We start from the raw sequence: 4,287 nt of genomic DNA, 5'->3' as shown, positions 1-4,287 counted from the left end.
ATACGAATTTAACTATCGTTCTTCCGTTGCTGCGGCAATCCATTTGAAAATGCGGATCTTATGCGGAATCCCTGGGGCCTCAAAGAAGGAAAGTGAGCTGACTCCAGATGAGCGGAGGACCATTGAGGAGCTGGAGCACAGGCGCTGGAACGCCTATATGCGGTCCGAGGGCTACCGGTTCAGCGGATCTGTCTCACCGGAGAGCAGAAATGATCTGGCAAAGCTCCACCATGATCTGGTCCCCTTTGTGAAGCTCAGCGAGGAGGAGAAACGAAAGGACTCCCGTGTGGGGACGGCCTGAATTGACGCAAGCGTCTTGTCAGCCTCTGAATATCGGCGTATACTGAGAGCGAATTAAGATATCCGCACCGACGGATGAAAAGGAGCGAGAAGATAGTGGAACAGATCTGCATACGCCCCATGGAGGAGAACCAGGTGGCTGAGGTATCGGCCCTCATCGGCCGGGTGTTGCTGGAGGTCAATATTCGGGACTATCCCCGCGAGGCTCTGATGGAGTTTGTAGAGTATTACAATCCGGAAGGTGTGGCTGCTATCCCCAAATCAGGCGGACACAGCTATGTGGCTATGCTGGGGGATGAGCTGCTGGCCTGCGGCTCTGTGGCGCCTATGGAGGACCGGCCGGGGGAGTGCGAGATCAGGGCCCTGTTTGTACGGCCTGACTGGGAAGGCAAGGGTGTGGGCAGAAAATTGGTGCAGACCCTGGAGGCTGACCCGCTGTTCCGGGCTGCCAAGCGTGTGGCGGTTTCCGCTTCTCTGACCTCCCACGAGTTCTATTTGAAACTGGGCTATCGCTACCAGGACGGGATCAAAGTCTGTGAGGATAACGACCATTACTGGATGGAGAAATTCAACTAAGAAAAAGGCCTCCAGCCGGGATTTCCCGGCCGGAGGCCTTTTTTATGGCGTTTATACCCGACCAATGTCAGTGCGGAAGTGCATATCCTGGAAGTGGATGTGCTTGGCGGCGGCGTAAGCGCCGTCGATGGCCTCATCCAGACTGTCGCCCACGGCGGTGACGCCCAGAACACGACCACCATTGGTAACGATATCACCGTTGTCGTCCAGCTTGGTACCGGCGTGGAATACCACGGCGGTCTCGCCGGCCTCCTCCAGGCCGGTAATGGGGTAGCCCTTCTGATAGCTGCCGGGGTAGCCGCCGGAGGCCAGCACAAGGCAGCAGGCCGCGCCGGGCTTCCAGCGGATATCCATCTTGTTGAGCTGGCCCTCACGGCAGGCAGCGAAGATCTCCATCAGGTCGGAGTCCAGCAGGGAGAGGACGGCCTGACACTCGGGATCACCGAAGCGGGCGTTGTACTCCACCACCTTGGGACCCTCGGGAGTGATCATGAGGCCGAAGTAGATGACGCCCTTGAAGGGGCGGCCCTCCGCCTTCAGTGCTGCTACGGTGGGCAGGAAGATGTCCCGCATACACTGGATGGCCACGGCGGCGGTGTAGTTGGGGGAGGGGGAGATAGCGCCCATGCCGCCGGTGTTGGGGCCCTGGTTGCCGTCATAGGCCCGCTTATGGTCCTGAGAGGAGGGCATACACAAAATATGCTCTCCATCGCAGAAGGCCAGCACGGTGACCTCGGGTCCGGTCATGCACTCCTCGATGACGACCTTGGCCCCAGCCTCGCCAAAGCGGTGATCGCTCATCATGGAGCGGACGGCCTCCTTGGCCTCCTCCACGGTTTGGGCCACAATGACACCCTTGCCCAGAGCCAGACCGTCAGCCTTGACCACGATAGGGGCGCCCTGAGCTTCCACATAGGCCAGAGCGGCGTCCATATCGGTAAAGGTCTCATATTTGGCGGTGGGGATGTTGTACTTCTTCATCAGGTTCTTGGAGAAGATCTTGCTGGCCTCGATGATGGCAGCGTCCGCGGTGGGGCCGAAGGCAGGGATACCCGCCGCCTCCATGGCGTCCACCATGCCCAGAGCCAGGGGATCATCGGGGGCTACCACCACAAAATCCATGGCGTGGCTCTTGGCCCACTTCACCATACCGTCCACGTCGGTGGCGGCGATGGGAACGCACTGGGCGATGGATTCAATGCCGCCGTTGCCGGGGGCACAGTAGAGCCGGGTGACATGGGGGCTCTGGGACAGCTTCCAGCAGATGGCGTGCTCCCGCCCGCCTCCGCCTACGACTAATACCTTCATGTTCAAACCTCGTTTCGTTACCCCCGTCCTTTTCGCGTAGCGAAAAGCTTTTTCGCGGAGGGTGTTGCGCTCCGTGACCCCGGAGCGAAAAAATCAGATGTATGTCTGGGAGAATTCACTTCTCCCAGACATACCCCGACCCGCGCCACGGGCGCGAAACCGGGGGTATCGCAGAACTGCGCCAATGTACATTGGCGCAGTTCTGCGTATCCAGGGGGTATTGGATACCCCCTGGAACTGGTTTAATGGTGGAACAGCCGCATCCCGGTAAAGGCCATGACAATGCCGTACTTATTGCAGGTGGCAATGACGTGGTCGTCCCGGATGGAGCCGCCGGGCTGCACGATGTAGGACACGCCGGACTTGCGGGCCCGCTCCACGTTGTCACCGAAGGGGAAGAAGGCGTCGGAACCCACGGTCACACCGGACTGGGTAGCGATCCAGGCCTTCTTTTCCTCGGCGGTGAGCACCTCGGGCTTGACCTTGAAGGTGTTCTGCCACACGCCCTCGGCCAGCACATCCTCGTACTCGTCGGAGATGTACACGTCGATGGCGTTGTCCCGATCGGGGCGGCGGATGCCGTCCACGAACTGGAGGCCCAGAACCTTGGGATGCTGGCGCAGCAGCCAGTTGTCCGCTTTGTTGCCTGCCAGACGGGTGCAGTGGATGCGGCTCTGTTGGCCGGCACCCACACCGATGGCCTGACCGTCCTTCACATAGCACACCGAGTTGGACTGGGTGTACTTCAGGGTGATCAAGGAGATGAGCATATCCCGCTTGGCGTGCTCGGGCAGCTCTTTGTTGTCGGTAACGATGTTGTTCAGCAGGTCGGCGTTGATCTCATAGTTGTTGCGGCCCTGCTCAAAGGTGATGCCGAACACGTCCTTGTGTTCGATGGCCTTGGGGACGTAGTTGGGATCGATCTCCACCACGTTGTAGCCGCCCTTACGCTTGGTCTTGAGGATGGCCAGGGCCTCCTCAGTGTAGCCGGGGGCGATGACGCCGTCGGACACCTCCAGAGCCAGATAGCGGGCGGTCTGGGCGTCGCACACGTCGGACAGGGCGGCCCAGTCGCCGTAGGAGCACAGCCGGTCGGCGCCACGGGCCTTCACATAGGCGCAGGCGATAGGGGACAGGTCCATGTCCTCCGCAAAGTAGATCTTCTTCTCCACGTCGGTGAGGGGAGTGCCCACAGCAGCGCCTGCGGGGGAGACGTGCTTGAAGGAAGCGGCGGCGGGCAGGCCGGTGGCCTCCTTCAGCTCCTTGACCAGCTGCCAGGAGTTCAGCGCGTCCAGAAAGTTGATGTAGCCCGGTTTGCCGTTAAGCACCTTGATGGGCAGCTCGCCGGACTCCATAAAGATGCGGGCAGGCTTCTGGTTAGGGTTGCAGCCGTATTTCAGCTCCAGTTCGGTCATGTTCTGTGCTTCCTCCTTCTTACTGATGCTTATTGAGGATGACGGTCTCCCAGTTGCCGGTCATGATGTCGATATAGCGCACAAAGAGGGAGACCTTGTTCTCCTCATTGAGGCTGTTCCAGATCAGCTGGGCAAATTCCTCGGGAGTCTCGCTGGTGATGGCGATCTGCTCCGGCTCACCCTCGAAGGAGGGCAGGGGATTGCCGTCACCCATGTAGGTGTGGATGAAGTGGCCCTGACCGGCCAGGGGCTTCTCATAGGCATAGAAGTAGCGGCGGCAGGAGGCGGGATCGCCGTCGGCGCTCTTCAGGATGGAGAGCACATAGTCGCCGTCCTTCTTCACCAGACCGGAAATACGGGGGGTGTAGTTGGGCTCATCCGGCTCGAAGGTGCGGGTATGTAGAGCCTGAGAGAAGGTCTTGCCGGCGGCCAGGCCCTCCCGGATGGTGTCGGTCTGGTCACCGTTGGTGACAATGGTGGAGGCGCCGAACACCCGGACTGGATTGTAGATGATGAGGGAGGGGTCGGTCATCTTGGAGGGATCAAAGGCCTGGGTGCGGATGCCGTCGGGGGTCTCCACAAACACACGGTTGCGGGAGTTCTCGCTGCGGCCCATGATGAAGTAGGCGATGACCGCCTTGGTGTCGTCGGCGGAGCGGCCCAGCACGATGCCGCGGCCGGGATAGGG

5 protein-coding genes are annotated in these 4,287 nt (G+C 60.3%); 2 read left to right on the top strand and 3 right to left on the bottom strand.

What is annotated here, in order from left to right:
- On the top strand, positions 1-301 hold a 301-nt coding region (locus IHN22_RS12740; protein ID WP_207733084.1), incomplete at its 5' end, for a hypothetical protein.
- Positions 302-396: 95 nt separating this feature from the next.
- Positions 397-876: a GNAT family N-acetyltransferase gene (locus IHN22_RS12250; RefSeq protein WP_158094699.1), complete on the top strand. Its 480-nt coding sequence runs from the start codon at positions 397-399 to the stop codon at positions 874-876.
- Positions 877-927: 51 nt separating this feature from the next.
- Here IHN22_RS12250 and purD read toward each other — a convergent pair whose 3' ends face one another.
- The 3 genes from purD to IHN22_RS12235 all read right to left on the bottom strand — a co-directional run.
- A complete protein-coding gene (purD, locus tag IHN22_RS12245; RefSeq protein ID WP_191435653.1) occupies positions 928-2,184 on the bottom strand; it encodes a phosphoribosylamine--glycine ligase in 1,257 nt (418 codons plus the stop codon).
- Between the two features lie 242 nt (positions 2,185-2,426).
- Entirely contained in the window at positions 2,427-3,599 is a 1,173-nt protein-coding gene (locus IHN22_RS12240) for a phosphoribosylaminoimidazolecarboxamide formyltransferase (RefSeq protein ID WP_087189086.1), read from the bottom strand.
- Positions 3,600-3,618: 19 nt separating this feature from the next.
- The coding region (locus IHN22_RS12235) for an IMP cyclohydrolase (RefSeq protein WP_191435651.1) at positions 3,619-4,287 on the bottom strand (669 nt) is incomplete at its 5' end.

It is taken from the genome of Flavonifractor sp. An112 (genome assembly GCF_904377885.1).
Lineage (GTDB): Bacteria > Bacillota > Clostridia > Oscillospirales > Oscillospiraceae > Flavonifractor > Flavonifractor avicola.
The sequence above is the reverse complement of the archived record's forward strand: the minus strand, read 5'-3'. Positions and strand labels throughout refer to the sequence as shown.